General features: G+C 63.2%; 1 protein-coding gene. It reads right to left on the bottom strand.

From position 1 onward, the window contains the following. Positions 1-34: 34 nt before the first annotated feature. Entirely contained in the window at positions 35-670 is a 636-nt protein-coding gene (locus EOC06_RS37080) for a LysE family translocator (protein ID WP_128310101.1), read from the bottom strand. Positions 671-709 lie beyond the last annotated feature (39 nt).

Below are 709 nucleotides of genomic sequence, written 5' to 3'. Positions count from 1 at the left end.
GGTTAGGGGTGGGGGTCTTCTTCGCAAGAAATCCCTACGCCGCTCTCAGTCCCTCCCATGCCGTGAACACCGACACGGCAAAGAGCAGCAGTCCGGCCGCCCGGCCGGCAAAAATGGTCGCCCGCGGATTGGCGATCAGAAGGTTGCGGCTGCGGCCAGCCGTGATCGCCAGTCCGCCATAGATCGCAGCCTGGGTGGCCACGGTCAGCAACCCCATGACCGTCGCCTGCATCCAGATCGGACCGTACTCCGGTTTCAGGAACTGCGGGTAGACGGCAAGCACGAACAGGTATGCCTTCGGGTTGATCAGGCAGGTCACAAAACCCTGGCGAAAGGCCTTCCATGCGGAACGGCTGCCGGCAGGCCCCTCCTGACCGACAGTGATGGAACTGCGCATCAGCGTGATACCGATAAAGGCCATGTAGGCGGCGCCGGCAAGCAGAAGCGGCTTGAACAGGATCGGCACGAAATGCATCAGCAGGCCGACGCCGATGGCGCCGTTCAGCGTGTGCACCATGCCGCCGACGATGATGCCGCCGGTCGCGGCGAGAGCCCTGTCGCGCCCGCCGGTCAGTGCATTGGCAAGCACGAAGAGCATGTCCATGCCCGGTACGGCGATGATGCCGAACAGCAGGATAAAGAAAAGCCAGAGATTTTCCGCATAGCCCATGTCAGTTGCCTGCCGCCTCGCTCCGCCAAACCGCAGCGG

The sequence above is a fragment of the Mesorhizobium sp. M7A.F.Ca.MR.362.00.0.0 genome (genome assembly GCF_004023175.1).
Classification (GTDB): domain Bacteria; phylum Pseudomonadota; class Alphaproteobacteria; order Rhizobiales; family Rhizobiaceae; genus Mesorhizobium.
This window is presented reverse-complemented; position numbering and strand designations above follow the sequence as displayed.